Below are 26,191 nucleotides of genomic sequence, written 5' to 3'. Positions count from 1 at the left end.
GGGGAGATATGGTACACGACGACCGCACACTGCAAGAGCACGCGCGACAGGTTGGTGAGGCGTTGCAGCGATACGACCTCAGTCTGGCGGTGGCGGAGTCGTGCACGGGCGGGTTGCTGGCCAAGATCCTGACCGATGGTGGTGGTGCGTCCAGCTGGTTCGAGCGTGGGTTGGTGGTTTACAGCAATACGGCCAAGCGGGAGTTGGCAGGCGTCCCGCAGCGACTGATCGAGCAGCACGGCGCGGTCAGCCAGGAAGTGGCCGAGGCGTTGGCCCTTGGGGTGCTGGGCCGCGCGCCGGTGACCCACAGCGTGGCGGTGACTGGTGTCGCCGGCCCCGAGGGCGGGACGGCGGCCAAGCCCGTGGGCACGGTGTGGATCGCCTGGGGGTCGCCGGCCGGGGTCCAGGCCCGGATGTACCGGTTCCCAGGGGATCGGGACGCCGTGCGCCGGGCCAGCGTGGCTATGGCCCTTGAAGGGCTGCTGGAGCGTTGCCGGGGGGCGGCTTGAGCGGTGGTGCGGACAGGCCGCGTCTATATCAGATACTCCAGCGCTGGGCGCTAGCGGCCGATACCTCGAGTCAGGGGGCGTGACGGCGCCAAGGATGCCGGCGGGGCTGTTAGAATCGTTCGATGGTGCCGGGTGAAAGACTCGGCCGGGTTGTGGAATAATCCGCGACCCTGGCGGCGGGCCGGTGGCAGGGACGCAGACCGGGTCGAGGGGGCGCCGGAGCCCGTCATCATGGGGCAATCACGCGACGAGGTGGATTCGGAAATGGATGACGATCGCAAGAAGGCGCTCGGCGCCGCATTGGGGCAGATCGAGAAGCAGTTCGGCAAGGGCGCCGTCATGCGCATGGGTGACGCCCGTGCCGTGCGCGGGGATGTCAAGAGCATCTCCACCGGGTCACTGGCCCTGGATGTGGCGCTGGGTATTGGTGGCCTGCCGCGCGGGCGGGTGGTCGAGATCTACGGGCCGGAGTCGTCCGGGAAGACGACACTGACCCTGCACATCATCGCCGAGGCGCAGAAGGCCGGTGGCGCGGCGGCATTCGTTGATGCTGAGCACGCCCTAGACCCGGACTACGCGGAGGCGGTCGGGGTGGATATCAACGACCTGTTGGTCTCGCAGCCGGATACTGGCGAGCAAGCGCTGGAGATCGCCGATATGCTGGTCCGCTCGGGAGGGCTCGACGTGGTGGTGGTCGACTCGGTGGCCGCCCTTACGCCGAAGGCCGAGATCGAAGGCGAGATGGGCGATTCCCACGTGGGTCTGCAGGCGCGGCTGATGTCCCAGGCGCTGCGCAAGCTCACCGGCAGTATCCAGCGCTCCAACACTTTGGTGGTTTTCATCAACCAGATCCGCATGAAGATCGGTGTGATGTTCGGCAGCCCCGAGACCACTACCGGTGGCAACGCGCTCAAGTTCTACTCGTCGGTGCGCATGGACATCCGCCGCCTCGGGGCCATCAAGAAAGGTGACGAGGTCCTTGGTAACGAGACCCGGGTCAAGGTGGTCAAGAACAAGATGGCACCGCCGTTCAAGCAGGCGGAGTTCGAGATCCTCTACGGCGAGGGGATTTCCCGCGAGGGTGAGATCATCGATATGGGCGTCGCCCAAGGGTTCGTGGACAAGTCCGGTGCCTGGTACAGCTACAACGGGGATCGCATCGGGCAGGGCAAGGACAACGCCCGGCAATTCCTGCGCAACAATCCGCAGATCGCCGCCGACATCGAGGCCCGCATCCGCGAGAAGGTCCTCGGTACGGCTATTCCCGAGGCCGAAGCGACCGAGGGCGACGGTTCCGGCTCGGATTCGGACTCCGGCAAGGGGGCATGAGCGAAGCCGGGGTGGAGCCCGGGGCTGTGCGGGATGTAGCCCTGCGCCTGCTGGGCCGGCGCGAGCACACGCGGCGTGAGCTGGCGCAGAAGCTGGCCCGCCGCGGTTTCGATCCGGGCGAGGTGGAGCCGGTGCTCGAGGCCCTGGTCGATGAGGGGTTGCTGGACGAGACGCGCTTTGCGGAAGTCTTTGTGCGCAGCCGCGTCGAGCGGGGCCAGGGTCCGGTGCGTATCGCGCAGGAGCTTCGCCAGCGCGGAGTGATCGGCGGTGTGATCGACGAGGCGCTGGCGGACGCCGGTGTCGATTGGTGGGAGCAGGCCCGCGCGGTCCGTCAGCGTCGCTTCGGCGCGGTCGTTCCTGCGGATCGTCGAGAGGCGCTGCGGCAGGCGCAATTCCTGCAAAGGCGCGGGTTTACGGCAGAACAGGTGCGTGCGGCTGTGGCCGCCGCGGACGAAGACGACGAAAGGGGCCCGTATGGGTGAGAACATGACATCGGCGCAGTTGCGCGCCGCCTTCCTGGAGTTCTTCAGGGAGCGGGGGCACGAGGTCGTGCCGAGTTCGCCGTTGGTGCCGGCCAACGACCCGACGCTGCTCTTTACCAACGCCGGGATGGTCCCCTTCAAGGAGGTGTTTCTCGGGCGGGAGCAGCGCGGCTACCAGCGGGCCGCGAGCAGCCAACGCTGCGTGCGCGCCGGCGGTAAGCACAACGATCTTGAGAACGTCGGCTACACCGCCCGGCACCACACCTTCTTCGAGATGCTTGGCAACTTCTCGTTCGGCGATTACTTCAAGCGGGATGCCATCCGCTACGCCTGGACATTCCTCACCGAGGTGGTCGGCCTTCCGGCCGAACGGCTCTGGGTTACGGTTTACGAGGACGACGACGAGGCGGCGCGGATCTGGCTGGAAGAGATCGGCGTGGATCCGGCGCGCTTCCGGCGAATCGGTGCCCACGATAACTTCTGGTCCATGGGCGATACCGGCCCCTGTGGTCCGTGCTCCGAGGTCTTCTACGACCACGGCCCCGAGGTTGCGGGCGGTCCGCCGGGGTCCGAGGACGAAGACGGCGACCGCTATATCGAGGTCTGGAACCTCGTCTTCATGCAGTATGACCGCGACGCCGAGGGCAATCTGCACCCGCTACCGAGCCCATCCATCGACACCGGCATGGGGCTGGAGCGTCTGGCTGCGGTCATGCAGGGCGTTCACGATAATTACGAGACGGACCTGTTCACGCCGTTGCTGGATGCTGCCGGCGAGATCGCCGGGGTGGCCGACCGGCGCAAGCCGTCGCTCAAGGTGGTCGCCGACCACATCCGGGCCTGCTCCTTCCTGATCGTCGACGGGGTGCTGCCCTCCACGGAGGGGCGCGGCTATGTGCTGCGACGCATTATTCGCCGGGCCGTGCGTCACGGCTACCAGCTGGGCATCGATGAGCCGTTCTTCTATCGCCTGGTCGAGTCGCTCGACACGGTCATGGGGGAGGCGTTCCCTGAGCTTCGCGAGCGCCGGGAGTTTGTCGAGAAGATCCTTTTCCAGGAGGAGAAGCGCTTTCGCGAGACCCTCGAGGACGGTCTCGCGCTGCTCGACGACTACCTTTCGGGCAGCGACAGCGGGGTGATCGACGGTGAGGTCGTGTTCAAGCTCTACGACACCCACGGGTTCCCGGTGGACCTGACCGCCGATATCGCCCGCGAGCGCGGCCTGGAGGTGGATGATCAAGGCTTCGAGGCGCGCATGGCCGAGCAGCGCGAGCGCGCGCGGGCGGCGAGCCGGTTCGGCGGTGCCCGCGAAGAAGTGGTCGATGCCGGGGAGAGTCGCTTTACTGGCTACGAGACGCTGGAGGATGTCGGCTCGGTGACCGGCCTGTATCAGGATGGCCGCTCGGTGCAGCAGCTGCAGGCTGGTGAGCAGGGCATGGTGGTTCTTGACCGGACCCCGTTCTACGCCGAATCGGGTGGCCAGGTGGGCGATCGCGGCGAGATCCTGGCCAACGGGCTACGCTTCCGGGTAGAGGACACCGTCAAGCAGGGAGACGCCCACGGCCACCTGGGGCGGCTTGAGGCGGGCCAGCTGGGCGTGGGGGACCAAGTGACCGCTCGGGTGGATCGCGGGACTCGCGAAGCGACCGTGCGCAACCACTCTGCCACCCATCTGCTGCACGCAGCCCTGCGCGAAGTCCTCGGCGACCATGTCCAGCAGAAGGGGTCTCTCGTGGCACCGGACCGGCTGCGTTTCGATTTCTCCCACTACGAGGCGCCGTCGCGCGAAGAGCTGGCGGGAATCGAGGCGCGCGTCAACGAGGAGATCCTCACCAACCACCCCGTCGAGGCCGCGAACATGGCCTACGAGGACGCGGTGCAGGCTGGGGCCATGGCCCTGTTCGGTGAGAAGTACGGGGATACGGTGCGGGTGATCTCGGTGGGTGATTATTCCCGGGAGCTCTGTGGCGGCACCCACGCCGCGCGGACTGGTGACATCGGTCTGTTCAAGATTGTTGACGAGACCGGCGTTGCCGGCGGGGTGCGCCGTATCGAAGCGTTGACCGGTGAGCGTGCCCTTGGCTGGGTCCAAGAGGCCGAGGAGCGACTCAATCGCCTCTCGGATCTGTTGCGGGTGGGTCCCGACAACCTGGTGATGAAAGTCGAGCAGCTCAGCGAGCGCGCCCGCGAGCAGGAGAAAGAGATTGAGCGCCTCAAGCAGAAGCTCGCGACCCAGGCCGGTCGGTCACTGCTAGACGATGCTGGCGAGGTTGCCGGTGTCCGCTTCCTGGCCACCTGCGTTGAGGGGGGTGGCAAGGGGTTGAGGGATACGCTGGATCAGCTCAAGAACCAGCTCGGTAGCGGGGTGATCGTGCTGGCGGCGGTCCAGGGCGAGAAGGTTCAGTTGGTCGCGGGCGTGACCAAGGACCTGACCGATCGCCTCTCCGCCGGTGATCTGGTTAATCATGTCGCCGCCCAGGTCGGGGGGCGTGGCGGAGGACGGGCGGACTTCGCCCAAGCGGGCGGGAAAGACCCAAGCCGCGTCAATGATGCGTTGGCTTCTGTGGAAGCCTGGATTAAGGATAACTTGACTTAATGGCGTCTAATAACCATCCTATAATGCTTTCAATAGGAGGGTGAGGCGCCCCTGCTAGCTGAGGAATGCCCATGGGGCTGGTAGTCAAAAAATTCGGTGGAACTTCGGTCGGGACGACCGAGCGCATCCAGGCAGTGGCCGAGAAGGTCAAGGCTAGCCGCGAGGCCGGAGAGGACGTGGTCGTCGTCGTCTCCGCGATGAGTGGTGAGACCAATCGCCTGGTCGAGCTTGCCGAGTCGATCCACTCCGATCCTCCGGCACGTGAAGTGGACGTGCTTCTGTCCACCGGTGAGCAGGTCACCATCGCCCTGCTGACCATGGCGCTGGAGCAGATCGGCTGTCCGGCGCGCTGTTACACCGGTGCGCAGGTGCGGATCCTGACCGACAGCTCATTCAGCAGGGCGCGGATCCTCGATATCGATGCTGAGCCGTTGCAAGAGGATCTGCAGCGGGGACGTGTCGTGGTGGTCGCGGGCTTCCAGGGTGTCGACGAGGAAGGCGCGCTCACCACGCTGGGCCGTGGCGGTTCCGATACCACGGCCGTGGCGCTGGCAGCTGCACTGGAAGCGAGCGAGTGCCAGATCTATACCGACGTGGATGGGGTCTACACCACCGACCCGCGCGTCGTGCCCGAGGCGAGGCGGTTGGACCGTATTACGGTCGACGAGATGCTGGAGCTATCCAGCTTAGGCTCCAAGGTCCTGCAGATCCGGGCCGTGGAGTTCGCCGGCAAGTACCGCGTCCCCCTGCGGGTGCTGTCCAGCTTCGAAGAAGGGCCTGGAACGCTCATCACCTACGAGGAAGAGGGAATGGAAGAGCCGCTGATTTCCGGTATTGCGTTCAATCGCGACGAAGCGAAGATCTCTGTCATCGGGGTGCCGGATACGCCGGGGATCGCGGCGAAGATCCTCGGGGCGGTGGCCGACGCGAACATCGAAGTGGACATGATCATCCAGAACATCAGCCAGCAGGGGCTGACGGATTTCACGTTTACGGTCCACAAGCGCGATTATCAGGCCACCCTGGATCTGGTCCGGGACAACGCCGAACAGTTGGGGGCCCGGGAGGTTTATGGCGATGACAAGATCGTCAAGCTCTCCCTGGTCGGCGTCGGGATGCGTTCCCACGCCGGCGTGGCGAACACCATGTTCCGTGCGTTGTCCAACGAGGGGATCAATATCCAAATGATCTCAACCTCGGAGATCAAGATCTCGGTGGTTGTCGAGGAGAAATACTTGGAGCTTGGCGTGCGCGCCCTGCACAAGGCCTTTGAGTTGGATGTCCAGCCCGTGGCCGAGCTTGAGGGTCTCTCCGACGAGTAGCGCAGTTTCGGTCCTTCGGGGCGGAAAGGGGTGACGGCTAGGTCCCGGACCGCCCTGGAGGGCGAAGCGGCCGCCCGCTCAAGAGGCGCCGGTAGCGGTGGCATAATCAAGGAGTCAAGTTCGATGCTTATACTCACGAGGAGAGTGGGCGAGACGCTGATGATCGGCGACGATGTCAGTGTGACGGTGCTCGGGGTCAAGGGTAACCAGGTGCGAATCGGTGTAAATGCGCCGCGGGATGTCTCCGTGCACCGTGAAGAGATCTATGAGCGGATCCGTCACGAGAAGGATGGCGATGTCCCGGAGGCGGCCCCTGGGCAGGGTGCCGATTCGCAGTAGCTCGAGGGTTTACGGGGAGGGGGTCTATCCCTTAAGGTACGCACCCTACGGAGAGATGGCCGAGTGGCTGAAGGCGCTCCCCTGCTAAGGGAGTAAGGGCGAAAGCCCTTCGAGGGTTCGAATCCCTCTCTCTCCGCCAAAACAACGGTTGACTCGGCAAGCAGTCAACGGCAGAATAAAGCGCTTTATAGCGCCGGTAGCTCAACTGGATAGAGCATCTGACTACGGATCAGAAGGTTGGGGGTTCGAATCCTCCCCGGCGCGCCAACTTACAGCAGATTGTCTGCCAAAACGGCCAGGCTGTCTGCCATCCTCCTTGGACGTGGCACTCACCGGGTGGGCGCCACGATCACTTTATCCCTCGCCCGCACGTAGGTCTCGGTGGTCTCGCCAATCGAGTGAGCGGCCAGGGTCAGGCGCAGCAGGTCGGACTTGCGCAGCGCGGTGAGACAGCCCACCTCGATGATCGCCCGAAGCTGCGGGCCGGAGGCGGCCATCAGCGCCCGCAGCTCCCAGTCTTCCAGGTAGCGCTCGGCGCGCCTGCTCCCGGTTGCGCTGGATGCCCTGACAGGGGTTGGTGTCGGGTACCCCGGCCATGCCCCAGCGCCGGGCGTGGTTGAACGCGGTCGAGAGCGTGGCGATCTCCCGGTTGGCCGTGGTCGGGTAGGGGTGGTTGTCTAGGTACTTGGCGATGTGATGGGGCTTGATCTGATCGAGCCGCGCCTTGCCGAAGAGCATGTGCAGCTTCTGGGCGTAGCGCCGGTAGTCGACCTGCGGGGGTCAATCGGAAACGTACAACCGGCTCGGGGGGTGGTAAGGAAAAGGGGTAGCGCCAAGATACACCGGGGGGCGCCCCCCCCGATGTATCGATTTGGTCGCACGGAGGTCAAAGGCCTTTTTCGTTTAATAGAGATTGCGCGGGCGCCGGCGTAGGGTCAGGCCCATGGCCGCAAAGCCAACCGCCATTAGGCTTAGCGCACCGGGTGCAGGGACCGGTGCCGTGATCTCCTCGCCTTCGATCGTGGCACCATCGAAGGCTAGGCCAGACTGAAACTGGGTATCGTTCCAGTTTACAACGCCGAATTCCAAGGCGTACTCCCCGGGATCCTCGAATTCGTAGGACGCATTGAGCCAGTCCGTGTACCCGCAGCCCTCATCCCAACAGCTTCCGGAGCTATCCCCGAGCGGGGACCAGTCGGGTGCGCCGCCGATCACCGGTGTCTCTTCCGGATCGAGGGTTACGTCGACATCGGGCTCCGGCAAGTTAAACCCGGGCACGGTGTTGCCTTCCGGGGTTGTGCGTGCGGAGAACAGCTGAATCGGATCGTCACCTACGGGAAGTATCTGTGCCCAGGCGTAGTCGGTAAAAGTACCACCGTCAGATGTTACGTAATTGAAATAAAAGCTCAATTCGTCGCCGGCACCTGCTGAAAAATTCGGAGAGGTGATGAGGGACCCTGTGGTCTCGTTTCCAGCGCCGAGCCCGTCTTGATCGACACCGTTGGCGGTGGAGATCCACCCGTACTCGCTGCTACCGAATGGCGATAAATCCACTACCCCGTCGGCCCCGGAAGTGCCACTATTGCCTTCCGTGGTCCATCCCGATAAATCGATGGGGGCTCCCATCGCCGTGCCGCTAAGGCCGGCCGCTGCGACCAAAGTGGCGATACCCACGCTCCAGTGAACCCTTGTGATCGTCTTCATGATCGCCTCCACTTCTCATGCGCTGTCTGGAATCAGAAGGTTTCATCCTTTACCAATGTGAGTGAATCGACTCGTTTCCCCCCGGGGGTGCGAATAGCAAGCAATTGGTGGGCCAACCCTGAAAGGGCGGCGGGAACCGGGGTAGTGAGTGTCTCGGGCAAGTGGTAGCCCGGTTGCGGGCGTGCTGGGTGTAAAATTCGCCGACACCTGAGAGCGCGTTTCAACAAAACCCCCGTTCGCCGCCCCCGCCGGCCGGCGTGACGATGTCGCGCGAGGACAGCCCCTCGCCGCCCTCCGGGGGCGCTAACGAAATCTGCATGGGTGACGGCCTCATCAGGTCACGCCGCGGTGGCCCGAGATGTTGTGCGATAGGGTAAGGCCGACAGATGGCTGAGTTTGCCCTAGATCAGGACACCTGCGAGGCAGTCCGGATGGGCTATATTGCCCCCTGGGAGGCGGGAGGGGCGTATGGCAACTATCGACAAGCGCTTCAGGCGCTGGCTGGCGGGGGCCACCGCGAGGGCCGTCGTAGATCCGCAAGCTGTCCAGAATCCAGGCCGACGCGCGGAGATGGGCACGGCAGCGGGAGCCCGGGGTGGACACCGGCTCCTGCCCCGACGTGACCGCGGGCATTTCTGCCCTCTGCGCAAGCTCAAGCAGTCGTACGAGGAGAGTCCTGGTCTAGTCCACAAGTAGAGGTATGACCAGTCAGCTCGCGACGATTAGGAGCTACAATGCGCATCCTTTTTGCCACTCACCATAAATACCCTCCTGAAATCTTCGGCGGGCTTGGCGTCAACACACACCGTCTTGCATGCGGACTTCTCGAGCGCGGGCACCACGTGGCCGTGGTCGCGGGGTTGAAAGGTGTTGGTCGCACCGGGTTAAGCGCACGACTCAGGATGAAGCTCTTACGGGACCCATCGCCTCAGGATCGACGCATGGGTTACCCCGTTTGGAGAAGTTGGAATCCTGCTACCGTGGTCGAGAAGCTTTCCGCAAAGTTCAAGCCCGACGTCGCCGTACTACAAGGCGGTGCACATTTCGCGCCCATGCTGCAATCACTGCTGTGCCTGGGGATTCCTGTGGTGGCCTATCTCCACACATCCGACCGTCTTCCAATGCAGCATGATGCCCCCAAGCCGCCACGTCTTTCCTTCTTGGCCAACTCAAGTTACACCGCGTCGCTGCACGGCGATAAATATGTGTCGAGAATCATCCCTCCCTTGGTCCATCCCGAGGACTATCAAACCGAGACGGATCGCTCCTCGGCGATCTTCGTGAACCCGGCAGGCTACAAGGGACTGGACATCGTTCTGGCGCTAGCGCGGGCACGCCCGGACGTGTCCTTCCTTTTCATCGTGAACAGCATGCGCAAGTCCCTTGACATCAGCGGGTTTCACAACATTCGCGTTATCGCCCCCGTTGAAGACATGAGAAAGGTGTATGGCAGGGCGAGAGTCGTGCTGGCGCCCAGCAAGGAGGAAACCTGGGGGCGTATTGCGACCGAAGCGCATGTCAACGGTATCCCCCTTTTAGCTAGCAATGCCGGGGGGTTGCCCGAGGCCGTTGGGCCAGGCGGGATTTGCCTACCGTTCAAGGCGCCCACGGCGGAGTGGGTGCGGGCCTTTTCCCGTCTGTGGGACGACCCGGCTACCTACGCTCATTTTTCGAGGGCTGCTCAGCGTTATTCGCAAAGGAAAGAGATACAGCCTGAATACCTCATTCGAGCCTTTGAGGCCCACTTGGATTCGCTCGTGAAGCCCAGTGATAACCATTGGCAGTGATCTCGTTGTCGATCCGTTCCGCGGTGTGGAGGTCCGTGCTGGGCAAGATCATCCCTTCTGGTGCTGACTATCGGAGTCCGCAGCGCCTGACTGAGGTTTCAGATTTCGGGGCTTCTCTACGGCCGGCAGTGCGCCCGCCGTCGCGGGCCGCTTCCCCATCCCCAGCCGCCTCGCAGCCGGCGCAGTGCGCCGCTGGGCCGAAGGCAGCGCGTCGCGTTTATAGTGTGTTGGATATTATGGACGCTACACACAACAGCGATATGGCGAGGAGGTCTTCGGCATGGCGATCACCACTGAGCAGGTCCACGCCGCCGCCGATGCCATCACCGCGCGAGGAGAGCGCCCGAAGAAGGGGGGATCACGTCCTTAAAGCCCGGCCCGTAAGGGCCGGGCTTTTTTTTACGGGTGGTGCTCGCCCAGGCCCTGACGGCCGACCCAGTCGCGGGCGAACTGCCAGGCCACCCGTCCGCTGCGCGAGCCGCGATCCAGGGCGTAGGCCAGTGCCGCCTGGCGGGTCGTCTCGGTGTCGCCATCGATCCTCCCGCCCAGATACTCGATCCAGCCACGGACGATCTCCAGGTAGCGTTCTTGGGCAAAAGGGTGGAAGGAGAGGCGTACGCCGAAGCGCTCGGACAATGAGATGCGTTCCTCGACCCCGTCGCCGTGATGGAGCTCGCCCCCGCTGAGGTGCGCCTGGCGATTGTCCGCCATGTGCTCGGGGACCAAATGCCGTCGATTGGATGTGGCGTAGAGCAGGGCGTTTTCGGCGCTGGAGGTCAGGGAGCCGTCCAGCACCGCCTTGAGGGCGCGGTAGTGCTGGTCGCTCGCGTCGAAAGAGAGATCATCGCAGAAGATGATGAACCGTTCGGGGCGTTGGCCGAGCAGCGGCAGCAAGCCGGGTAGATCGGTCAGGTGCTCGGGCTCGATCGCGATCAGGCGCAGGCCCTGCTCGGCGTAGGCGGTGTGCAGGGCCTGAATCAGTGACGATTTGCCGGTGCCGCGTGCCCCCCAGAGTAGCGCGTTGTTCGCTGGCAGCCCGGCCAGGTGCTGCCGGGTATTGCGGACCAGGGTCTCTTTCTGGCGCTCGATGCCCCGCAGGTGACGGAGTTCGACCCGCGTCGCGGCGGGGATGGGTTCCAGCCAGCCCTGGCCGGCGCGCCGGCGCCAACGAAAGGCGGTGGCCGCGTCCCAGTCTGGCGCCGCCTCGGCGGGCGGGAGAAGGGGTTCGATGCGTTCGAGGAGTTGCTCGGCGCGGTCGAGGAATTGTTCGAGGCGGTCCATGACCCTCCCTTTCTCGTTGGCGTTGCACGCTTGAGTCCTGGTTCAGTTGTTACCATGGCGATCATGATCCGCTTTCACGATATCACCCTGCGCCGCGGTCCAGAGCCCCTCCTGGAAGGGGCGAGTGCCGCCATCGACCCGGGGCACAAGATCGGGTTGATCGGTGCCAACGGCTCGGGCAAGAGCACCCTGCTGGCTCTGCTTCGCGGTGAGCTGGCCACGGATCGCGGCGAAGTCGAATACCCCGGGGGGTGGCGGATCGCCTCGATGGCACAGGAGACTCCGGCGCTCGAGCGCGCGGCGGTGGACTTTGTCCTCGATGGGGATGCGGTTCTGCGCGCGGCAGAGCAGGAGGTGGCCGCCGCCGGGCGCGCGGGGGACGGGCACCGGATCGCGTCCGCGCATGCCCGGTTCGAGGCGGCGGATGGCTACAGCGCGCGGGCGCGGGCCGAAGAATTGCTGCACGGCCTCGGGTTCGCCCCCGCAGATTCGCAGCGGCCGGTATCGGCGTTCTCCGGCGGCTGGCGGGTGCGGCTGAGCCTGGCCCAGGCACTGATGACGCCGTCGGATCTGCTGTTGCTCGACGAGCCGACCAACCACCTCGATCTGGAGGCGGTTCTTTGGCTCGAGCAATGGCTTCGCGAGTACACCGGGACGCTGTTGCTGATCTCCCACGACCGGGCGTTGCTCGATCGGGTCGTCGACGGGGTGCTGCACATCGAGCAGCGCCGACTCACCCTCTACAGCGGCGGCTACAGCGATTTCGAGCGCCAGCGGGCCGAGCGCCTCGCCCGGCAGCAGGCGCTTTACGAGAAGCAGCAGCGTGAAATCGCGCACATGCAGCGGTTTATCGATCGCTTCCGGGCCAAGGCGAGCAAGGCTCGGGCCGCCCAGAGCCGGATCAAGGCGCTGGAACGTATGGAGCGGGTTGCACCGGCATACGCAGATTCGCCCTTCGAGTTCGGGTTTAGCGACACGCCTGCCGTGGCCAACCCCTTGATCATGCTGGATGGGGTAGATCTGGGATATGCCGCCGACCCCGTCCTGCGCGGGGTGGCCCTAAGTCTGGCGAAACAGGAGCGCGTTGGCCTGCTGGGAAACAATGGCGCCGGCAAGTCGACGCTGGTGCGTGCCCTTGCCGGCGAGCTGGCCCCGCTGGCTGGCGAGATGGTGCAGGCGTCGGGCCTGCGGGTCGGCTACTTCGCCCAACATCAACTGGAGCAGCTGGATCCCGAGGCCAGTCCACTGGAGCATCTTCAGCGCCTTTCGCCGGAGGCCTCGCCCCAGCGGCTGCGGGATTTCCTGGGTGGTTTCGCCTTTGTCGGGGATCAGGCTACCGCCGCGGTGGCGCCGCTCTCCGGTGGCGAGAAGGCCCGGCTGGTGCTGGCGCTGCTGGTCTGGCAACAGCCGAACCTGCTGCTGCTCGACGAGCCGACCAACCACCTCGATCTGGAGATGCGCCACGCACTCACCCGGGCCCTGCAAGGGTTCACCGGGGCGGTGGTGGTGGTTTCCCACGATCGCAGCCTGCTGGGGGCAACGGTTGAGCGCTACTGGCTGGTCGCCGATGGCGGTGTTCGGGGCTTCGATGGCGATCTGGACGACTACCACCGCTGGCTGCTCGAGCGGCGCCGTGGGGGAGACGGACCACGACGAGGTGACGGGCGTGGTGCCCGGGAAGCCACCCCGGAAGCCGCCCATACTGCCGAGCAGCGCAAGGCGCAGCGGCGCCGGCAGGCTCAGCAGCGCGCGGCACTGAAGCCGTTGCGCGAGCGCGCCGAGCAACTGCTCGAGCGCATCGAGGCGTGCGATCAGGCGCTGGCTCGTTTGGAGGCGCAGCTTGCCGATCCGGAACTCTACAGCGGCGACAACGAGGCCCTGACCGGGCTTCTGCAGGAGCAGGGTCGGCTGCAGCGTGAGCGGGATGCGCTGGAAGCGCAGTGGATCGAGGCGGAGGAGGCGGTCGAGGCCGCTCAGGCCGCGGGTCAGTAGCTGTCGTGAAGCGGATGTCAGGCGGGGGTGCCGGCCGGGCGCTGGCTACCCGGCCGGCCAGGGGGTCAGGCGCTCAGGTCGCTACGGATCTGCTCGCGGACCCGGTGGATCCAGACCAGCGCCGCGATGATCAGCGCTGCGCCGAGGCCCAGCACGGCGGCCTGCTCCGGATTGCTGAGCAGCTCCATCTGTTTGCCCGGGGCGAGGTCCGTCAGCACCTTGCGGCTGGCGTCGTCGGCGGTGGCACAGAACTGCGCGAAGGCGAACCCGACGTAGACGACCACGGTGCCCAGAAAGCCTACTAGCGCCGCCTGCCGGATTCGTTCGGACTGCTGGTAGCCACGTTCATAGTCCCAGTAGCCCAGCGCCGTGCGCTGGAACTCGAACTCTGCGGCGCGCAGCTTGTTGCCGATCTTCTCGTAAAGGAAGAAGGCAATGCCGATCAGCACTGCGGCGATGGCCACCCACGGGCTCACCGCCAGGTGCTCGCTCCAGAACTGCTCCACCAGGTAGGCGGTGACGAAGTGCGCCACCAAGAGGATCGCCAGAACGCTGCCCCAAAGCAGCGGGATCCGGCGATTGGTGTAGATCCGTAGCGCTTCGATAATCTCTTCGTTGCGTTTCATAAGCCAATCCTTTCCGTTGTCCGCTCCGGTGCGTGGGGCGAGGGCGCCCGGGGCTTCGCGCGGAGCAATCCGCTAGCAGCGCGGCATTAACCTACTCGCCGGTGTCTGCGGCTGCAAGCAGTCGAGGCGTTTTTCTGCATCCGAGGTATCGGTTTTTCTAACAGTGTCGGTCAGCCGTGGCTGACGTTGCCGAGTCGTTCCTGGAGCGTGTTGAACAACTGGCGTGCCGGCTCGCTGGGCCGCCCGGCGCCACGGTGGAGGGCCAGCTCGATGCTGGGCAGTTCCGGTAGCCCCGTCTCCTGTCCCAGTGTGCGCAGATCCGGATCGAGCATCGAAGGGGTGAGAACCGTCACGGCCAGCCCGGAGCGGACTGCCGCGCGCAGCCCGGCCAGGCTGGTACTGGTATAGGCAATGCGCCAGGGGAAGTCGGCGGCCTCCAGGGCTTCGACGGCTTGCTCGCGGAAGGTGCACACGCCCTGGCGGGAGAGGGCGAGCGGGAGTGGTTCGCGCTCCTCGGCGGCGTACGCCGCCGCTGCCGCCCAGACGAGGGGCTCGCGGCGCAGGACCTCGCCGCCCGGGCTTTTCGGTTGCCTGGTAACGACGGCCAGGTCCAGCTGGCCCGCCTGGACCTGCTCGATCAGGTCAACGCTCAGGCCGCCACTGACTTCGAGCTCGATGCCGGGGTAGCGGGCCTCGAAATCGCTCAGGCTCTCCGGCAGGAACATGATGTAGTCGTCGGGGATTCCCAGCCGAACCCGTCCCTCCATGCGCTCCTCCTGAAGCTCCTGCCAGGCGAGGGCATTTTGCTGCAATAGCCGACGCGCGTGGGCGAGCAGTCGTTCGCCCTTGGTGGTTGTCGCCAGCTTGCGCTGGTCGCGGCGCAGAAGGCGGTGGCCGGCCAACTCCTCCAGGCGGGTAATGTGAGCGCTGACAGTGGATTGGGCAAGGTGCAGCTGTTCGCCGGCGGCCGTGAAGCCGCCTTGTTCAACGACCGCGACGAAGGTCTGGAGCAGCGTTAGATCGAGGATGCGTGTCTTCATGAGCGATCGAGCAACGTGATCGGTTGATTACGAAGATTCGTTTGGAAGATCGAATGATGAGCCCTATATAACGCGGCCCGTTCAGGTCCATCAAAAGGTTAGAGGAGGTCATGCGTTGCTGAACCGTGCGCTGCTTTCGGGTCTTGTGGCTGGTGTTTTTTCGGTAAGTCTGTGGGGCAGTCTGCCGTTGTTGCGCCAACTTACCGAGTTGCCGGCCATGATGACGACGGTAGTGGCCCTGATGGCGGCCGCTGCGGTCGCTTGGTGTTCGGCAATTTTGGTGCGTGAGCCGCACGGCCGAATGCCGGACCCGGATCTGAGCTACTGGCTCGGCGGCGTGCTCTCGCTTGTGGCAGCGCTCTACCTCTACTTCGCCGCGCTGGCCTGGGGGGAGCCAGCACGCGTGACGTTGGTCACGTACCTGTGGCCAGTGGTGTTCGTGCTTGTCGCCAATTGGTTGGCCGGGCGCGGGGTTCAGCCCCGGGTGCTCGTCGGGATGGTCGTGGCGTTTGTCGGCGTGGCGCCGCTGATCCTGGGAGACGCGCCTGCCGGGGTGGAGACTCCGCTGGTCGCTTACGTCTTCGGGGTGATCAGTGGTTGTGCTTGGGCGGCGTTCTCGGTCTACCTCACGCAGGCGGGCTCGATCCCGTTCCGCGGCTATGCGCGAATGTTCGCCCAGGCGGCGCTCATCGCCGTGGTGCTCCAGCTCCTGCTTGGTGAGAGCGTCAGTGCACCTCAGGGTACGGACTGGCTGGCGGCCGCCCTGATCGGCGTGGGTCCGTACGGGATTGCGTTCATGACCTGGGGGCTCGCCCTGCGCAAGGGTCCCACCGGGCTGCTCGGTGTGCTGACCTACATGGTCCCGGTCATCTCGGCGGTCCTGCTGGTTCTCACCGGCTTTACCGAGCCGGAGCCGGCTCTGCTGATCGCGGGCCTGGCCGTGGTCGGCGGTGCGCTGCTGGCGCAGAGCGCCGAGGGTCAGTCCGAGTCGGGTGCCGCCGAGCGGGACCCGGACGCAGTGGAAGAAGCCTCAGCCCGCCGGGCGATGGATCGGGCCAGCCCCGAGAATATGAGGGAGTGAGCTGGGGCTAGGGCGTACCAGTAGAGTAGGCCCCAGACCCCGGCCGGGTGCCAGTGGTTGGCCACCGTGATTTCGGTGCCGCCCCCGGTTCGCGGCGTGAGCTCGATCTCTAGTGCGCCGGAGCCGGGGGCGCGCATGCCGAACCACAGGGTCATCCGCCGCTCCGGTTCCAGTTCGATAACCCGCCAAGAGTCGATCATGTCGCCCACGCGTAGCTCCGTCGGGTGGCGTCGGCCATAGTTCCTGCCCGGTCCGCCTACCAGCCAGTCCAGGGTCTCGCGGATTTTCCACAGCGCGTTGGCGTAGTAGTAGCGGTTCTCGCCCCCGATGGCGGTGACCACGGGCCAGACGGCATCGGGCTCCGCGGTGGTGACGGCGGAGCCGTGGGCCTTTTTGGCGTAGTAGCTGTAGTCGATCCGGTAGTTGCGGAACATGAAGGCGCCCTCGGTCCAGCGGGCCGCCACGGACCGCTCGCGCTCGGCGCGGAAGACGTCGCGCACGGCGCCGCGGAAGTCCCGCAGCTGCTGGGGTACCAGGCGGCGGATCTCGCTGTCATCGGCCCGGTAGTCCTCACGCAGCCCCTCGATCAGGGCTCTGGCGATCGGTGTGGGGACGGCGGTGACGAGGCGCAGCCAATAGGAGGAGAGCTTCGGAGTCAGCAAGGGGACCGGGATCACTTTCGGGGGGCGCCGTCCCGCCTCCTCGGCGAGGATGCGCATCATCTGGGCGTAGGTCAGGTGTTCCGGGCCGGCGACGTCCAGAATGGCTCCGGCGGTTTCCTCGCACTGCGGTGCCCGACGCAGGTACTCAAGAAGATCCTGCAGCGCAATGGGCGGCGACTGCGCAAAGACCCAGCGCGGCGTGACCATGATCGGGAGGTGGAGCACTAGGTCGCGCATGATCTCGAACGCCGCCGACCCAGGTCCAACGATGATGCCGGCCCGCAGCTCGGTCACCGGCACGGATCCTTCGCGCAGGGTATCGCCGGTCTGTCGCCGCGAGAGGATGTGCGCGGAACTCGCCGACTCGGGCACCAGTCCACCGAGGTAGACGATTCGGCGCACCCCGGCCTCCGCGGCGGCAGCCGCGAAGTTGCGGGCCGCCTCGACATCCAGGGTCCCGAAGGCCTTGCCGGCGCCCATGGAGTGGACCAGGTAGTAGGCCACGTCCGCACCCTGCAGGGCCGGTACTAGGGTCTCGGGCTTGAGGGCGTCGGCAGCGACCAGTTCGGCCCCTTCCCACTCGCGGGCTTCGAGCACCTCGCGGTTGCGGGCAACCGCCCGCACCCGGCAGCCGGCTTCGAGCAGTTCGGCGACCAGGTGGGAGCCGATATAGCCGCTGGCGCCGAAAACCACGTAACGCGAGGAGTTGTTCGCCGCGGAGTCGTGCTGCGGATGGTCCGTGTCCATGATCCTGCTCTTCCCCTGCGTCTGGTCTCCTATCCAGTAGGATGACGGATCAGGGCGATAAGTTCATCGGTTGATTCCGGGCTGTGACACCATGACCCGGTGATGCGGTCGAAGGAGGGGGCGTTGATGGCAAGGGTCCTGGGGCGTTGTCTGCGTGGAGCCGGGGTGTTGCTGCTGCTTGCAGGGGCGCTTTCGATAGCCGGAGGGTGTACCGGACTGCCCGCGGGGGTGGATCCCGTCGATGGGTTCGAGGCGGAGCGGTTTACGGGGCAGTGGTATTCCATCAAACGGCTCGATCATCGCTTCGAGCGGGGCCTGACCGACGTCAGCGCGGAATACTGGATCCGCGAGGACGGGCGCCTCGGCGTACGCAACCGCGGGTACGATCCCAGCGATGAGCAGTGGCAGGAGATTGAGGGTACCGCGCGGTTCCAGGGCGAACCGGACGTGGCCAGCCTGACGGTGACCTTCACATGGCCCATCCGCGGCGGCTACCACGTCATCGCGCTGGATAAGGACGCGTATGAGTGGGCGATGGTCTCCGGTCCGACCCGTGGGTACCTGTGGATCCTCTCCCGGGAGCCGGAACTCGATGAGCAGATTCTGGAAGAGTTGGTCGGCCGGGCCGAGGCGCTGGGGTTCGATGTCGAGGAGCTCCAGCGGGTGGAGCACGGCACGGCGCCATCGGGGTGAGCGGCGGCGGCTGCGGATCCGGCCACTGGCCGGCTCATCGCGGGGCGAATCGGGCGATCAGCGCATCCAGGTCGGCCAGTCGAAACGGCTTGAGCAGGTAGCCGTCCAAGGTGCCATCGGCGGTTTCCAGCGTCTCGTTGGCCGCATCGGCACTCAGCGCCACCACAGGGAGTCGGCACAGCTCGGGATCCGCGCGAAGGGCGCGCAGCACCTCGCGGCCATGCATGTCGGGCAGGTGCATGTCCAGAAGCACCAGATCGGGCTGACACTGCCGGACGCGCGCCAAGCCCTCGGCGCCGGTCCAGGCCTCATCCAATTCGACCCCCGTTTTGCGGCGGATCAGACCGCGGACGACCATCATGTTCAGCTCGTTATCCTCGATGTAGCAGATGCGCATGGGCGCTGCGGGCCTCGTCTCATCGAGGCGCAGGGGGATCTCCGCGCTTGACGGGGAGGGCTCGTTGAGGTGGTGGGGCAGGGTTAGTCGCATGGTGGTCCCGCGTTCCGGGGCGGTGGTGAGCAGGTTCAGGTCGCCGCTCATCATCCGGGCTAGGCGCCGCGACAGCGATAGACCAATGCCACTGCCTTCGATGGAACCGGCCTCGCGTCCGAGCCGCTCGAACGGCTCGAACAGGCGTTCGCGTCGGGCATGGGGGATGCCGCTGCCCGTGTCCGCGACATCGATATGTACGCCGTGCTCGGCGGCGGACCAGGAGACGCTGATCGTGCCCCCCGGGCGGTTGTACTTGATGGCGTTGGAGAGCAGGTTGAGCAGGATCTGGCGGCTGCGGACCGGGTCCGCTCGGGCCCAGGGGGCCGGTTCGGCAGTGTCCTGGCAGTCCACGAAGAGCCCGCGGCGCCGCGCCTGCTCGCCGATCATCGCCAAGCTGTTGCGCACGAGGGCGTCGACGGCCAGCGGCTCGGCGTGAACAGCCAGTTGACCCGCCTCGATCTGCGCGAAGTCGATGACGTCGCCGATCAGATCGCGCAGGTGCCAGCCCGCCGACAGGATCTGGTCAAGGTGGTGATCCCGGTCTGCGGACGCTTCAGGCGGGGTGTGGTGGAGCAGCTGAGCGAAGCCAGTAATGGCGTTCAGCGGGGTGCGCAGCTCGTGGCTCATGGCGGCGAGGAATTCCGATTTGGCCCGGCTGGCTCGTTCGGCGCGCTCGCGGGCCTGGCGCAGATCCTCGTTCAGTTGAGCCATCTCCGCTTCGCCCTGCTTGCGCTGGGTGATGTCGCGGAAGTAGACCGCCAGCCCCTCTTCGGAGGGGTAGGCCCGCGCCTCAAACCAGGTCTCGACCGGCGCGAAGTAGGCCTCGAAGACCACTGGATCCCGCTTGGCCATGGCATGGCGGTAATTTGCCTCGAACGCGGTGCCCAGCGCTTCAGGGAAGACCTCCCAGGCCACGCGGCCGAGGATCTGCTCGCGCCGGCAGTTGAGTTGGCGTTCCGCCTCGCGGTTGAGATAGGTGAAACGCCAGGCTGGATCGACCAGGAAGAAGGCGTCGGTGATGCTCTCCAGCGTGGTCTCCAGGCGCTGTGACAGGCGCCGGGCCTGACGTTCGGCGGCCTTGATGTCGGTCAGATCCTGCAGCGCGCCGCGCAGGCCCAGGATGTTGCCGTAGTCGTCCATCAGCGGTTTGCCCAGCTTGCGGACATGGAGCCGGCGGCCGCTGGTGGTGAGGATATCGACATCGACCTGGAAGGGGCGGGCATGGTGGAGGGCGGCGTGGGTGGCTCGGGTGACCGTGGCCCGATGCTCGGGCGGGTAGAGGCCGAGTCCGGTGCGCAGGTTCAGGGGGCGGTCCGGGGGCAGTTCGAGGAGTCGTCGGGTCTCCATGGACAGGTGGATGACCTGTGTGGAGCGGTCGAGCATCCAGCCACCGATCGCGGTGGTCGCCTGCGCGACCTCGAGGAGGGTTTGCTGATCGGTCACCATGGCGTTGAGCCTTCCCTAGCTGCGGCAGCTTGTCCCTCATCCATACCGTGTAAGGGTGTCCGGTGGCAACCCTCATTGTTCCGGCGGCGGCGTGTCGCGCCCTGTCAGCTTTCCCTGACGCGCGGGCGCGGCTACCATAGCCGGCGTTCTGATCAGGGCCAGCGCGAGAGCCAACCATGAGTGAGACCGTCAAGTATGTGCTCGATGAGGCGCGGATACCGCGCGCCTGGTACAACATCAGTGCCGACCTACCTGCCCCGCTGGCACCGGTGCTCCATCCGGCGACGCGGGAGCCCGTCTCTGAGGGGGATCTGGCGCCGCTGTTCCCCCGTGGCGTGATCGAGCAGGAACTGAGCACCGAGCGGGAGATCGAGATCCCCGAGCCGGTCCGTGACGCGTACCGGCAGTGGCGGCCGGCGCCGCTTTACCGGGCGCGCCGCCTGGAAAGGGCCCTCGATACGCCGGCACGGATCTATTACAAGTACGAGGGCGTCAGTCCCGCCGGGAGCCACAAACCAAACACGGCTCTCCCGCAGGCCTTCTACAACCACGCCGAGGGTGTGCGCCGCATTACCACCGAGACCGGGGCTGGTCAGTGGGGTTCTTCACTGGCCCTCGCTGGTGCCATGTTCGGCCTCGATATCGAGGTCTTTATGGTCGGGGTGAGTTACAGGCAGAAGCCGTACCGGCGCGCTTTCATGGAGAGCTTCGGGGCGCGGTGCATCGCTAGCCCGAGCCAAGAGACGGCCTTCGGGCGCTCGGTGCTGGCGGACAACCCGGACAGCACCGGGAGCCTGGGCATCGCCATCGGTGAGGCGGTCGAGCTGGCCGCGCAGCGCGACGACACGAAGTACGCGCTGGGCAGCGTGCTCAACCACGTGCTGCTGCACCAGACCGTTACGGGGCTCGAGGCCATGGAGCAGCTGGCCATGGCCGATGATTACCCCGACACCGTCATTGCCTGCACCGGGGGAGGCAGCAACTTCGCGGGCATCGTCTTCCCCTTCCTGGGGGCGGCCATGCGCGGCGGGCCGAGCATCGAGGCCATTGCCGTCGAGCCGTTGGCCTGTCCGACCCTGACGCGGGGCCGGTTTGCCTACGATTACGGCGATTCGGCGCAGTTGACGCCGCTGACCAAGATGCACACCCTTGGCTCCGGTTTCATGCCGCCGGGGTTCCACGCCGGGGGGCTGCGCTACCACGGTATGGCCCCGCAGATCAGCCACCTGATGGACCTCGGCTACCTCGACGCGCGGGCCTACGATCAGCTCGACTGCTTCGCCGCCGGGCTGCAGTTTGCCCGGGCCGAAGGAATCATCCCCGCGCCGGAGGCCAACCACGCGGTCAAGGCCGTGATCGATGAGGCACAGGGGTGCCGCGAGCGTGGCGAGTCGAAGGCGATCCTGTTCAATCTCTGCGGCCACGGCAATTTCGACATGCAGGCCTACACGGATTACCTGGCGGGCAACCTCAGCGACCTCGGCGGGAGCCAGGTCGAGACGGCCATGGCGCTGTCCGGACTGCCGTCGGTGGAGCGCTGACGGCGGCCTGCCCATCCCACTTTCAGAGTAAGGAGCGCAGCATGACCAACGAGATCCTCGAGGAGCGGAAACGGTTACTCCAGGAACTCACCAAGTCGACCTGGCTCTCCGCCGGGATCAGCTTCTCGCTGGCGGCGATCGGTGGCGTGATCGCCTACCTCATCGGTATCCAGCGGGATCTGCTCCCCGGTGCGGAGCAGACGCTGGCGGTCATGATCATCGCCATCGCACTGCCGGCCGCGATCTTCGTGCTTGTCGGTCTGCGCAAGATGTTCTGGATCCGGGCCATCAGCGCTGAAACGGAGCGGCTGCAGTCCCGGCAGTTCCTCACCCGCTACGTCGAGGCGCTCGGGCCGATGGGGCTGCGCAGCCTATCCGTCATTGCCAAGGCGCAGGTGGATCGGGCCCTTGAGCGCGAGAAGAACGGCGAGAAGGCCACTGCCCGGGAGTACGCCGAGGCGCTGCGCTATGTGCTACTAATCGATCCGGTCTGAATCCGCCCCGCTCCGGGCCTCGGTGTGCCGGGGCCCGGGGTGCTGCTGCGGGGTGGTGATACGATAGCCTTCGACCAGCCGGTTGACGTGTGCGGGCACCATGGTCCGGGCGCGCCGGGGCGCCTTATGTCGGAGGTGGATGAGGGTCTCGGCGGCCTTCATCTCCAGCCGCGCCCGCGCCAGCTCCAGCCCGCGTGGGCCGACATACGGCATGAGCCGGCCGACGATCGGCCGCAGCCAGTTCGGCATGCCTCGCGCCGGCATGCCCCCCGCTGCGCGCTCAGTATTGTCGATGAAACCCTGCACCGGGCCAGCGCGCTTGCCCCCGGAGCTTGGCTGGCGCAGGCGCACTTCGTCGCCCAGCAGCTCCAGCATGGCCTCGCCGCGTTCATTGCGCACGATGATCCACTGCTCGCCCCGCCCGGCCATGTAGCCGACGGTGATGTCCGCCAGGGCGTTGGTGTAGTCGACGCAGGTGCGGCAGGTTAGCGGCCAGAAGTCGGCGGGCAGCCTGGAGATCGGCAGCTGCAGGAAGGGGATCTCGCGTTTGCTGCCGTCGCGGAAGCGCAGTTCGACGTAGTAGTCGGCCCGGAACTCCAGGTAGGTCACGTCCTCTGGTGCAGGGGTCAAGAGTTCGAGGAAGCGGTGGAAGTGCTCTGTCGACGTGTTGTCCGAGCACGGCGTGCCGATGATCTCCAGGCGTTCCAGGCCGAGTTCGCGCTCGAGGGCTCTCAGCGGGTAGGTCTGGCAGGGCAGTGCGATCACCCCTAGCCGTCGGTAGCCCTGCGCCAGCGCAGGCTCAAGCAGGGCGAGCAGGGGGGCATAGCCCATGCGCATGCCGCGGCACTGAGTCAGCTGCGCCGGATCGGTGACCAGAACGGGGCGGGGTCGCCAGGGGTCGTCGGCGTTGCCCGTGACGGTCAGGACCGCGTCCACGCGCCCGCTCTCCAGCAGCCGTTCCGCCAGTCGGGTGGTGACGCCGGTCCACTGAGCGCCGGCCCGCGGGCGTCGCAGGGCGGCCTGGTGCATGCTCCGGAAGGGGCCGAAGTGCAGCTCGTCCGGGCGCTCAGGATCCCGGCTGCGGCCGTGCGTCCGGCGCTCCAGTCCAGGGTAGTCCGGACGGATGAACTGACAGGCTCGGCCGCAGCGCTTGGGCTCGGAGCTGCGCGAGAGTCCGCAGTCGGTGCAGAGATCCCGCGGGGCCGCAGCGGCCAGGGGGGGGGTCTGCGCAGTGGCTGGATCCATGACAGGGCCCTCGCTCAGTCGCCCAACGACAAGGAGCTCAAGCTAGAGGGGTGTGCGGGGTGGGTCAAGGGAGGTGCGGCACCGGTCAGTCGGCGTCGTTGTGGGAGGTCATCAGGCCGTGGCGTCGCAGCTTGGAGTAGAGGCTCTGGCGGCTGAGTCCGAGTAGTTCCGCTGCCGAGGCCCGGTTGTCGTGGGTGATGTTCAAGGCCGTCTCGATGCACATGCGCTCGATCAGGTCGGTCGCTTCGCGGACCAGATCGCGCAGGGGCACCTGGCCGACCAGGGCCGTAGTCTGCTCGATGGAGCGCAGGCGGTTGTGTTCACGCGGCTGCTGGCGCAGTGCGGCGCAGGGGCGCAGGTCCCGGCCCACCGCGGCGATTCGTCCGTCGCCGAGCGGGATCAATCGGTAGCGCACCGGGATCGGGTTTCCGCGCTCGTCGATGTGCTGCAGGGTTGCGCTCTGCTGGTCGACGAGCAAACGGTCGACGGTCTGCTGCTCCGTCGCACCGACCACCTCGCGCCATTGCCGGCCCCGCCAGCCAGCGGCGGCGCGGACACCCGGGTCATCGCTGCCCACCGCCACGTCGTGGATGGTTCCTTCAGCATCCACGATCAGGGCGATATCCGCGGCGGCCTTGAGCAGCCGGGCGACCGTCTCCGCGGGCAGATCGCCCAGCGTCTGTTGCGGCGCGTTCATCGATTTCAACTTCGGCCGTCCTCTGGGGCTTTGATCGGGTTTTTCGGGGGATTCGGGGCGTTGAATTCGGACCGATTTCATCGAGAATACTTGCGCACTCAATATTGACGCCATCCGGCGCGGATAGTTCAAGGGCGTAACGCGGGAATGCGACGATCTGTCGTCCTGCGCGACCGAATGCTAAGGCCCTGTATTGAAAGGTTGTGTCAATCGTGAGGCACGTCCAGCCAGCTTGACACACCCCGGGGGGCGCTTTAGATTCGCCGAGAAGTCACTCCCGTAAAGTGGGGATGCAGCGCAATGCAGCATCAGGGTTCCATGAAATCACCTCCCGCCGGTCTATACACCGACGAAGAGCGCCGCCGTCGAGACGAGTCGCCCTGGACCCTCGTCCAGGGGATTCTGGCTCCCACGCAGTTCATCGTGTTTCTGGCCAGCCTGGGGCTGGTTCTGTGGTATCTCGCCACCGGCGAACTGCTCGAGTGGGCAGCCTGGTCGATCATCATCAAGACCCTGATCCTCTACACGATCATGGTCACCGGGGCGATCTGGGAGAAGGAGGTCTTCGGGCACTACCTTTTCGCTCCCGCGTTCTTCTGGGAGGACGTGGTCAGCATGGGGGTGATCGTCCTGCACACCGCCTACCTCGTGGTCTGGTTCGGTGACTTCCTGACCTCGGTCCAGCAAATGTGGATCGCGCTGGCCGCCTACGCGGCCTACGTCGTCAACGCCATGCAGTTTCTCCTCAAGCTCCGCGCCGCGCGCCTGCAGGAAGAGCAGATGCGCGCCGCCGGGCAGGGAGGGGCGGAATGACGCAAGCGGATCGCTGCAATGCCGGCGGGGTCTGCGGGGGGCTGGCCCAGGAAGAGGGGCAGCGCCAGGTCTTTTGTGGCCTGACAAGCATCGTATGGCTGCACCGGAAGATGCGCGACGCCTTCTTCCTGGTGGTCGGGTCGCGGACCTGCGCCCACCTGCTGCAGTCGGCGGCAGGCGTGATGATCTTCGCCGAGCCCCGCTTCGCAACCGCGGTGCTCGGCGAGCGCGATCTCGCCGGGATGGCCGACTGCAACGAGGAACTAGATCGGGTCGTCCACGAGCTCCTCGCCCGCCGTCCGGAGATCCGCACGCTGTTTCTGGTCGGCTCTTGCCCCTCGGAAGTCATCAAGCTCGACCTGGACAAGGCCGCGGAGCGGCTGACGGCGGCCCACGAGGGGCGGGTCCGCGTGCTCCCGTATTCGGGCAGCGGGCTCGAGACAACGTTCACCCAGGGTGAGGATCAGTTCCTGAGCACGCTGGCGCATGAGCTTCCGCCGAGTCAGGAGGACACGCCCTCGCTTATCGTTCTCGGCACCCTCGCGGACGTGGTCGAGGACCAGTTCCGGCGCCTGTTCGATCAGCTGGGAATCGGTCCCGTTCATTTCCTGCCGCCGCGCACCGGGGCCGAGCTGCCGCCGGTCGGCCCCGGGACCCGCGTCCTGCAGGCTCAGCCGTTCACTGGCGAGGCGACTCGTGCGCTCATTCGCCGCGGCGCAGAGCGGATCGATGCCCCGTACCCTCTGGGGATTGAAGGAACGCGCAGCTGGCTCCAGGCGGCCGCCCGATCCTTCGGGGTCTCCGATGAGCGGCTTGAGACGGTCATCGAAGCGCCCATCGCGCGGGCACAGGCAGCGCTGGAGCGGCAGCGGGAAGTGCTGCGCGACAAGCGCATCACCTTCCTGCCGGACTCGCAGCTGGAACTGCCGCTGGCGCGATTCCTCAGCGTGGAGTGCGGCATGCAGCCAGTTGAGGTGGCCACGCCGTACTTCGACCGCGAGTTCCACGGCCGGGAGCGGGATGCTCTCGCAGAGGGGGTTCGCTTGGTCGAGGGGCAGGATGTCGACGCCCAGCTGGACCGGTTGCGCGAGGACCGTCCCGATCTGACGGTCTGCGGGTTGGGGCTGGCGAACCCGCTGGAGGCGGAAGGCCTGCGCACGAAATGGTCCATCGAGCTGGTCTTCTCGCCCATCCAGGGCTTCGAGCAGGCTGGCGATCTCGCCGAGCTCTTCGCCCGCCCGCTGGTCCGCCACGAGACGCTGAAGGTGTAGA

At 66.0% G+C, this 26,191-nt stretch carries 23 protein-coding genes and 2 tRNA genes; 16 read left to right on the top strand and 9 right to left on the bottom strand.

What is annotated here, in order from left to right:
• Positions 1 to 8: 8 nt before the first annotated feature.
• The 8 genes from LRG10_RS00670 (at position 9) to LRG10_RS00635 (ending at position 6,844) form a co-directional block, all read left to right on the top strand.
• Positions 9 to 509: a CinA family protein gene (locus LRG10_RS00670; protein WP_201171127.1), complete on the top strand. Its 501-nt coding sequence runs from the start codon at positions 9 to 11 to the stop codon at positions 507 to 509.
• A 264-nt stretch (positions 510 to 773) separates the two neighbouring features.
• On the top strand, positions 774 to 1,838 hold the full coding sequence (gene recA / locus LRG10_RS00665; protein WP_201171181.1) for a recombinase RecA: 1,065 nt from the start codon (positions 774 to 776) through the stop codon (positions 1,836 to 1,838).
• Positions 1,835 to 2,320, top strand: a complete 486-nt coding sequence (gene recX, locus LRG10_RS00660) for a recombination regulator RecX (protein ID WP_201171124.1) — start codon at positions 1,835 to 1,837, stop codon at positions 2,318 to 2,320. Before recA ends, recX begins: the two co-directional genes overlap by 4 nt.
• 4 nt (positions 2,321 to 2,324) lie before the next feature.
• Complete coding sequence (gene alaS, locus LRG10_RS00655; RefSeq protein ID WP_201171178.1) at positions 2,325 to 4,916, top strand: alanine--tRNA ligase; 2,592 nt, start codon at positions 2,325 to 2,327, stop codon at positions 4,914 to 4,916.
• Between the two features lie 71 nt (positions 4,917 to 4,987).
• The gene (locus LRG10_RS00650) at positions 4,988 to 6,238 is read left to right on the top strand and encodes an aspartate kinase (RefSeq protein ID WP_201171121.1); all 1,251 of its coding nucleotides are present in this window, start codon (positions 4,988 to 4,990) and stop codon (positions 6,236 to 6,238) included.
• A 123-nt stretch (positions 6,239 to 6,361) separates the two neighbouring features.
• A complete protein-coding gene (gene csrA, locus LRG10_RS00645; RefSeq protein ID WP_201171118.1) occupies positions 6,362 to 6,577 on the top strand; it encodes a carbon storage regulator CsrA in 216 nt (71 codons plus the stop codon).
• Positions 6,578 to 6,626: 49 nt separating this feature from the next.
• Positions 6,627 to 6,716 (top strand) — tRNA-Ser (locus LRG10_RS00640).
• A gap of 51 nt (positions 6,717 to 6,767) precedes the next feature.
• Positions 6,768 to 6,844 (top strand) — tRNA-Arg (locus tag LRG10_RS00635).
• A 62-nt stretch (positions 6,845 to 6,906) separates the two neighbouring features.
• On the opposite strand, the gene LRG10_RS00630 is transcribed toward LRG10_RS00635, so the two are convergent.
• Positions 6,907 to 7,074: a hypothetical protein gene (locus LRG10_RS00630; RefSeq protein WP_238634417.1), complete on the bottom strand. Its 168-nt coding sequence runs from the start codon at positions 7,072 to 7,074 to the stop codon at positions 6,907 to 6,909.
• Positions 7,075 to 7,480: 406 nt separating this feature from the next.
• On the bottom strand, positions 7,481 to 8,281 hold the full coding sequence (locus LRG10_RS00625) for an NF038132 family protein (RefSeq protein ID WP_238634415.1): 801 nt from the start codon (positions 8,279 to 8,281) through the stop codon (positions 7,481 to 7,483).
• A gap of 734 nt (positions 8,282 to 9,015) precedes the next feature.
• Between LRG10_RS00625 and LRG10_RS00620 the strand changes: the two genes are divergently transcribed.
• Entirely contained in the window at positions 9,016 to 10,068 is a 1,053-nt protein-coding gene (locus tag LRG10_RS00620) for a glycosyltransferase (protein ID WP_238634414.1), read from the top strand.
• 399 nt (positions 10,069 to 10,467) lie between these two features.
• On the opposite strand, the gene LRG10_RS00615 is transcribed toward LRG10_RS00620, so the two are convergent.
• Positions 10,468 to 11,349 (bottom strand): ATP-binding protein, encoded by an 882-nt coding sequence (locus tag LRG10_RS00615; RefSeq protein ID WP_201242179.1) that lies wholly within the window; start codon positions 11,347 to 11,349, stop codon positions 10,468 to 10,470.
• 63 nt (positions 11,350 to 11,412) lie between these two features.
• Between LRG10_RS00615 and LRG10_RS00610 the strand changes: the two genes are divergently transcribed.
• On the top strand, positions 11,413 to 13,341 hold the full coding sequence (locus tag LRG10_RS00610) for an ATP-binding cassette domain-containing protein (protein ID WP_238634652.1): 1,929 nt from the start codon (positions 11,413 to 11,415) through the stop codon (positions 13,339 to 13,341).
• Positions 13,342 to 13,406: 65 nt separating this feature from the next.
• Here the strand turns inward: LRG10_RS00610 and LRG10_RS00605 are convergent, their stop codons facing one another.
• A complete protein-coding gene (locus tag LRG10_RS00605) occupies positions 13,407 to 13,967 on the bottom strand; it encodes a hypothetical protein (protein ID WP_238632499.1) in 561 nt (186 codons plus the stop codon).
• 170 nt (positions 13,968 to 14,137) lie between these two features.
• On the bottom strand, positions 14,138 to 15,007 hold the full coding sequence (locus LRG10_RS00600; RefSeq protein ID WP_201171089.1) for a LysR substrate-binding domain-containing protein: 870 nt from the start codon (positions 15,005 to 15,007) through the stop codon (positions 14,138 to 14,140).
• 145 nt (positions 15,008 to 15,152) lie between these two features.
• Between LRG10_RS00600 and LRG10_RS00595 the strand changes: the two genes are divergently transcribed.
• Entirely contained in the window at positions 15,153 to 16,088 is a 936-nt protein-coding gene (locus LRG10_RS00595) for a DMT family transporter (protein ID WP_238632548.1), read from the top strand.
• Here LRG10_RS00595 and LRG10_RS00590 read toward each other — a convergent pair.
• The gene (locus LRG10_RS00590; protein ID WP_238634413.1) at positions 15,986 to 17,497 is read right to left on the bottom strand and encodes an SDR family oxidoreductase; all 1,512 of its coding nucleotides are present in this window, start codon (positions 17,495 to 17,497) and stop codon (positions 15,986 to 15,988) included. The two genes, LRG10_RS00595 and LRG10_RS00590, sit on opposite strands and share 103 nt — an antisense overlap.
• A gap of 126 nt (positions 17,498 to 17,623) precedes the next feature.
• Here LRG10_RS00590 and LRG10_RS00585 point away from each other — a divergent pair, with 126 nt between their 5' ends.
• On the top strand, positions 17,624 to 18,190 hold the full coding sequence (locus LRG10_RS00585) for a lipocalin family protein (protein ID WP_201171082.1): 567 nt from the start codon (positions 17,624 to 17,626) through the stop codon (positions 18,188 to 18,190).
• Positions 18,191 to 18,224: 34 nt separating this feature from the next.
• Here LRG10_RS00585 and LRG10_RS00580 read toward each other — a convergent pair whose 3' ends face one another.
• The gene (locus LRG10_RS00580; protein ID WP_238634411.1) at positions 18,225 to 20,129 is read right to left on the bottom strand and encodes an ATP-binding protein; all 1,905 of its coding nucleotides are present in this window, start codon (positions 20,127 to 20,129) and stop codon (positions 18,225 to 18,227) included.
• 176 nt (positions 20,130 to 20,305) lie between these two features.
• Between LRG10_RS00580 and LRG10_RS00575 the strand changes: the two genes are divergently transcribed.
• Together LRG10_RS00575 and LRG10_RS00570 are read left to right on the top strand one after the other, a co-directional pair.
• The gene (locus LRG10_RS00575) at positions 20,306 to 21,670 is read left to right on the top strand and encodes a TrpB-like pyridoxal phosphate-dependent enzyme (protein ID WP_201171074.1); all 1,365 of its coding nucleotides are present in this window, start codon (positions 20,306 to 20,308) and stop codon (positions 21,668 to 21,670) included.
• 41 nt (positions 21,671 to 21,711) lie between these two features.
• Positions 21,712 to 22,164 (top strand): hypothetical protein, encoded by a 453-nt coding sequence (locus LRG10_RS00570; protein ID WP_201171072.1) that lies wholly within the window; start codon positions 21,712 to 21,714, stop codon positions 22,162 to 22,164.
• On the opposite strand, the gene LRG10_RS00565 is transcribed toward LRG10_RS00570, so the two are convergent.
• Positions 22,147 to 23,409: a coenzyme F420 hydrogenase/dehydrogenase beta subunit N-terminal domain-containing protein gene (locus LRG10_RS00565; RefSeq protein WP_201171069.1), complete on the bottom strand. Its 1,263-nt coding sequence runs from the start codon at positions 23,407 to 23,409 to the stop codon at positions 22,147 to 22,149. The genes LRG10_RS00570 and LRG10_RS00565 overlap by 18 nt on opposite strands.
• A gap of 85 nt (positions 23,410 to 23,494) precedes the next feature.
• Positions 23,495 to 24,106, bottom strand: a complete 612-nt coding sequence (locus LRG10_RS00560; RefSeq protein ID WP_238632491.1) for a helix-turn-helix domain-containing protein — start codon at positions 24,104 to 24,106, stop codon at positions 23,495 to 23,497.
• A 300-nt stretch (positions 24,107 to 24,406) separates the two neighbouring features.
• Between LRG10_RS00560 and bchF the strand changes: the two genes are divergently transcribed.
• Both bchF and LRG10_RS00550 read left to right on the top strand, forming a co-directional pair.
• Positions 24,407 to 24,919, top strand: a complete 513-nt coding sequence (gene bchF, locus LRG10_RS00555) for a 2-vinyl bacteriochlorophyllide hydratase (RefSeq protein WP_238634410.1) — start codon at positions 24,407 to 24,409, stop codon at positions 24,917 to 24,919.
• The gene (locus LRG10_RS00550; protein WP_201242185.1) at positions 24,916 to 26,190 is read left to right on the top strand and encodes a ferredoxin:protochlorophyllide reductase (ATP-dependent) subunit N; all 1,275 of its coding nucleotides are present in this window, start codon (positions 24,916 to 24,918) and stop codon (positions 26,188 to 26,190) included. The genes bchF and LRG10_RS00550 overlap by 4 nt, the downstream gene beginning before the upstream one ends.
• The last annotated feature ends 1 nt before the right edge of the window (position 26,191 follow it).

The sequence above is a fragment of the Halorhodospira sp. 9628 genome, assembly GCF_022228075.1.
In the GTDB taxonomy this organism is placed as follows: Bacteria; Pseudomonadota; Gammaproteobacteria; order Nitrococcales; family Halorhodospiraceae; genus Halorhodospira; species Halorhodospira halophila_A.
This window is presented reverse-complemented; position numbering and strand designations above follow the sequence as displayed.